Source organism: Streptomyces sp. NPDC049577 (genome assembly GCF_040675635.1).
Lineage (GTDB): Bacteria > Actinomycetota > Actinomycetes > Streptomycetales > Streptomycetaceae > Streptomyces.
Genome location: NZ_JBFAPH010000476.1, coordinates 1 through 3,641 on the forward strand (window position 1 = coordinate 1; position 3,641 = coordinate 3,641).

At 67.5% G+C, this 3,641-nt stretch carries 6 protein-coding genes; 2 read left to right on the forward strand and 4 right to left on the reverse strand.

Features of this window, described 5'->3' with window-relative positions; translation table 11 throughout:
* The first annotated feature begins 151 nt into the window (after positions 1-151).
* The gene (locus tag AB0K09_RS31245) at positions 152-979 is read left to right on the forward strand and encodes a hypothetical protein (RefSeq protein WP_366068768.1); all 828 of its coding nucleotides are present in this window, start codon (positions 152-154) and stop codon (positions 977-979) included.
* A 22-nt stretch (positions 980-1,001) separates the two neighbouring features.
* Here the strand turns inward: AB0K09_RS31245 and AB0K09_RS31250 are convergent, their stop codons facing one another.
* Positions 1,002-1,409, reverse strand: a complete 408-nt coding sequence (locus AB0K09_RS31250) for a hypothetical protein (protein WP_366068769.1) — start codon at positions 1,407-1,409, stop codon at positions 1,002-1,004.
* 541 nt (positions 1,410-1,950) lie between these two features.
* On the opposite strand from AB0K09_RS31250, the gene AB0K09_RS31255 reads away from it, so the two are divergent.
* Complete coding sequence (locus tag AB0K09_RS31255) at positions 1,951-2,247, forward strand: hypothetical protein (RefSeq protein WP_366068770.1); 297 nt, start codon at positions 1,951-1,953, stop codon at positions 2,245-2,247.
* A gap of 172 nt (positions 2,248-2,419) precedes the next feature.
* Here AB0K09_RS31255 and AB0K09_RS31260 read toward each other — a convergent pair whose 3' ends face one another.
* From AB0K09_RS31260 to AB0K09_RS31270, 3 genes are all read right to left on the reverse strand, one after another.
* On the reverse strand, positions 2,420-2,728 hold the full coding sequence (locus tag AB0K09_RS31260) for a hypothetical protein (protein ID WP_366068771.1): 309 nt from the start codon (positions 2,726-2,728) through the stop codon (positions 2,420-2,422).
* A gap of 101 nt (positions 2,729-2,829) precedes the next feature.
* On the reverse strand, positions 2,830-3,111 hold the full coding sequence (locus tag AB0K09_RS31265) for a hypothetical protein (protein WP_366068772.1): 282 nt from the start codon (positions 3,109-3,111) through the stop codon (positions 2,830-2,832).
* A gap of 299 nt (positions 3,112-3,410) precedes the next feature.
* Positions 3,411-3,641 (reverse strand): hypothetical protein (locus AB0K09_RS31270; RefSeq protein ID WP_366068774.1); only part of this gene is annotated, 231 nt, incomplete at its 5' end.

The window sequence follows — 3,641 nt, forward strand, 5'->3', positions numbered from 1 at the left end:
GGAAGCCCCCTTCGGGGCGTGATTCGGCACGGAAGTCACCGTGCAGCAGGCCGACTCGTTCGCGCATGCCAATGCCGCCCCAACAGCTGCCCCGCCTCCCGATCCCCCGTCCGGGAGGCGGGACCCTTGCGTCCCCTGGGAGGAAACCCGAATGCCCCTGATGCAGCCGCCGGTGGCGCTGGCCAGCTGTGAACGATCCTTGCGGCAGCTCCTCACGCATGTGCTAAACGCCAAATTCGGCGCCAGTTGGATCCACCAGGTCTTCGATGCCGAGACGGTGACGAAGCTCAGCGAGAAGCGCACAGAGGAAGAGAAGCGCCGCACCAAGCGCGGCGCGGCCACCGTTCCGTCGAACCTCATCGAGTACACCGAGTTCACGCAGCTCACCCGGCTCATCGACAGGTACTGGGAGCTCTTCAAGGAGGCCATGGGCGAGAAGAAGGAGATCAGCGTCCTCCTTGCCCGCTTCGGAGCCCTGCGCAACGCTGTCGCCCACAGCCGCGAACTGCTCCCCTTCGAGGAGGAGCTGCTGAGCGCCATTGCCGGAGAGATCAGGAACCGAGTGACCATACACATGAGCGGCAAGGACCCCGCCGACAACTACTTCCCCCGCATCGAGTTGGTGAGGGACAGCCTCGGCAACAGCAGTGAGACGGCCATGACCGTCCAGCCGCACATGCTGGCGGTGCAAACCGCCACAACGCTGCGACCTGGCGACGTCGTCACCTTCACCTGCCGAGCGGTCGACCCTCAGAACCGCACCTTGACCTGGTTCCTGCAGACACCGGAGGGCCGCCGCTACTCCAACCATGAGGGTGGCGACGTGGAGATCACCTGGGAAGTTCGCAAGCAAGACGTCCACACGCGGGCGGATGCGCTGGTGATGCTGGCCAGCGACGGCGAATATCACCGCTTCGGCGCAACCGGGTTCGATGCGAGCGTGTCTTTCCGCTACGAGGTCCTGCCGCCCTTGCCATAACTACGGCCCCGCGACCGGCTGGTCAGTCCCGCGGCTTGGTGGGCTTCGCGATCCAGCCGGGTATGGCGAACGTGACCGTGTACCCGACGATCGCAAAGATCGTCATCCCGACGCGTGCCCCCACGCTGTCGCCGACTGAGTTTGTGCCCCATACGATCCACAGACCTGCGAGCAGGCAGAAGGCGAACCAACCCATTGCCGCCTGCCAGCCCCGTAGCTTCCTGCGATGTTCAAGCTCTTTGGCCGCCCGCTCCTCGGGAGTGTCAGAGAGGATGCGGTCGCGCCACTGCCGGTATTGCGTTCGCTGGTCACGATCCAAGCTCTCCCAGTCAACCGGTATGCGGTCGCCATGCATGCCGTGCTGCTCCAGGTAAGCGTGACGTTGATCGCCGCTCAGCTCACGCCAATCGGCCGACGGCTGCCATGCCATGAGCTCCCTGCTGGTCCTCAAGGCATGCCCCGACACGGTAGTCGGCCGGACCGGCTGGCGGCACGGCTGTGGGTGCGGCGACCGAGTCCGGCCGCCGCCGCGGGCCGGTCGAGGCGCGGCGTCGCGGCGGCGGTTGCTGTGCCTGCAAGCAGCCGCACCCCGTACCAGCAATCACCGAACCTGATCACCGATCACTTCAAGTGACATGACTTGATCACCAGCCCTCTATCTCACATCACCGCAGACCAGACCTCACCCTTCAAGACCACCACCCACACCCGCGTCCCGGACAAAAGACCGCGCCACCCGACCGCACCCCGGACAGCAAACTGATAAGTCCAGGTGCAACCACCAGGCGCTGATCAGGAACACCGCTCCTGGACAACGCGCTGCGGCAACTCGGCGTGCAGTGGGCATGAACGGTAGCCGGGCGGGGCCGAGGCCCCGGACGTCAGCCCGGGGCCTTCGCCTTGCCCGCCGGCGGCGCAGCGGCGGACACAGCCAAGACGCCCTCACCGCCGAGACCGGCCGAACTCCCAGCGTGCTGGCCCTGGCCACCGGCTCGGCCTGGCCAACACCACCTTCCGCCGCAACCACCCCCGATATCTGCGCCGAGCTCACCCAGCCCCGAGCGGCCACCGCCGGCCCGGCGGGCGCCAAGACGTTCACCACGCTCAAGACCGACAATGCCCGGCTCCGCCGGGAGAAACGCGATCTCGCCCAGCAGCTCGAACTCGCCATCGCCGCCATCCAGCACCTCAGCACCGACAACCACCACCTGCGTACGGCCCTGCACGAAGCCCGATCCGTCACCGCGATCACCCGCCGCCCACGCTGAGCACCCGGGGGCGCACGCGGGCCCTGGAGGCTTAGATGGATTCGAGTGGTTGTTGGTGGCCGTTCGTGCTGTACGGCTGGCAGCGGGTGAGGGTGGCGCGTAGTGCCTGGGCGGCGAAGGCGGTGTCGAGGACGCGGTTGTATCCCCTGCCGTGGGCGGCCGGGGCGAGCTTTCACATACGACGGGCCGACGCTGGGATGAGGGCCAGCAGAGGAGTGTCGTAGTCGCCGTCTTTTCGGCGGGTGCCGACGTAGTCGATGAGGGACCAGTTGCTGGCGTTGGCCTTGTCCATGACCTGGCCGTTGGCCTGGCCGCTGTCAAAGCGGGCACCGGCCGGGGACAGGACGGGAGCAAGGGGGCCGCTGAGAGCGGAGGTCTGCTCGCTCTTGTTCGTGTCCGCCGTGGCGGTGCCGGCGGCGGGCAGGGCGAGGACGGTGGCGCTCAGCAGGGCGGTGGCGGCGATGCGCCGTGGGACGGGCATACGGGGGCCTTTCCGGCAGGGCGTGGGGAACGAAGCGCCCGGGAGGACGGGGCCCGGGCGTCAAGGTGGGCTGTCGCGCGGTTGGCTGCGGGCGCGAGTGTTCAGGGCAGCAGGGCGGTGACGGTCTCGACCTTGGCGTAGTCGACCAGCGCGTGGTTCAAGGTGCCCTTCTTGGCCATGTTCTGGCCGATGACCTGCACATTCGAGCAACCGTCCGACGTCGAGCCGGGTGAGAGCAGGACCACGTTGCACAGCATCGTGGACTTGGTGGTGCCGGTATTGGTGTCGGCCACAGCGTGCGGGGCCGCGGCCAGGGCAGCGCCCGTGGACAGCGCGGCGAGCGCGCCGAGCCTGACCAGGCGGCGGGGGCGGGATGCGGGCATAGGGGGTCCTCACAGGCGTCGTGCCGGGGGCGGGTGCCCGGGCTCAGCGGAGGGCAGGCCCGGGCGCCGTCCGCGCTGGGCCGCCAGATGCTCGGCCGCGACGCCATACCGCTCATGCCATCGGCAGGTAGTCACATGAGCATCCAGTGCGCTGAACAACGCCCCACCTCGGGAGAAGGACACGCACCCGCAGGACGGAACCCGCCCCAGCGCAGATTGACGGGCGGAACGCAGCAGCGGACGTACCCCCCAGCGAGATGCCCCAGGTAGGAACTCAGAAACTGAGACAGCATCAACCGTCATGCAATAGCACCCCATGACAGCACTTCCCACCCTGATCTCTCACCCTCGCGACAGTAGCCCCGCACCCAAAAACAGCCACTGACCAGCAACAACAACACCACGAGCAACTGTCCCTCACCACCACTGCCACCAAACCAACACTCAACTTCGACGGCATCTCCTACGCCAAGGGCGCCTCCGCCCTGCGCCAACTCGTCGCCTGGCTCGGCGAGAAGGAATTCCTCGCC

What these genes read in the sequence shown, in the direction of transcription:
- AB0K09_RS31260 (WP_366068771.1), bottom strand. Translation starts at nt 2,728, where the DNA reads ATGCCCGTCCCACGGCGCATCGCCGCCACCGCCCTGCTGAGCGCCACC.
- AB0K09_RS31245 (WP_366068768.1), top strand. Translation starts at nt 152, where the DNA reads ATGCCCCTGATGCAGCCGCCGGTGGCGCTGGCCAGCTGTGAACGATCC.
- AB0K09_RS31250 (WP_366068769.1), bottom strand. Translation starts at nt 1,409, where the DNA reads ATGGCATGGCAGCCGTCGGCCGATTGGCGTGAGCTGAGCGGCGATCAA.
- AB0K09_RS31265 (WP_366068772.1), bottom strand. Translation starts at nt 3,111, where the DNA reads ATGCCCGCATCCCGCCCCCGCCGCCTGGTCAGGCTCGGCGCGCTCGCC.